We start from the raw sequence: 643 nt of genomic DNA, 5'->3' as shown, positions 1-643 counted from the left end.
TTCAGCTCGTCGTTGCCGCCAAGTCCGTTCAGCGTGTCGTCGCCCCGACCGCCGAACAGCACGTCGGAGCCGTAGGTCGTCCCGGTGAAGCTCCGCGCCGCCGTCGAACCGTCGAAGATGAACTTCGACGCGTTCAGCGCGCTCGCCGACACGCCCTCCAGCAGGATCGTTTCGCTCGACCCGTTCCAGCGCAACGTGATCTGCGCCCCGTCCGGCGTGTTCGTGATGTACGGCTTCAACGTGTCGAAATCGCCGACGTTGAGGAAGCTCAGCGAGATCCGGTCGCCGCCACTGAAGTCCTTGATGACGTCGTCGCCGAAGCCGCGTTCGCGATAGGAGAAGGTGTCGTCGTCGGCGCCGCCGCGCAGGATGTCGTTGCCGACGCCGCCGATCAGCGTGTCCTTGCCGCGTCCGCCGTTCAACTCGTCATTGCCGCCGAGCCCGCTCAGCGTGTCCTTGCCGGACCCGCCGAACAGCACGTCGGAGCCATAGGTCGTTCCCGTGACGTTCAGCGCGGCGGTCGACGTGTTGAAGATGAACTTGGACGCGTTCAGAGCGCTCGCGGACACGCCCTCGAACAGGATCGTTTCGCTCGACCCGTTCCAGCGCAACGTGATCTGCGCCCCGTCCGGCGTGTTGGTGA

General features: G+C 65.5%; 1 pseudogene. It reads right to left on the bottom strand.

Annotated elements, in window-relative coordinates:
- A pseudogene (locus tag ACFQ4O_RS18125) lies at positions 1–643 on the bottom strand (hypothetical protein); the annotation flags it as partial.

Origin of the sequence: Methylopila musalis, assembly GCF_042679725.1 — a bacterium.
In the GTDB taxonomy this organism is placed as follows: domain Bacteria; phylum Pseudomonadota; class Alphaproteobacteria; order Rhizobiales; family Methylopilaceae; genus Methylopila; species Methylopila musalis.
This window is presented reverse-complemented; position numbering and strand designations above follow the sequence as displayed.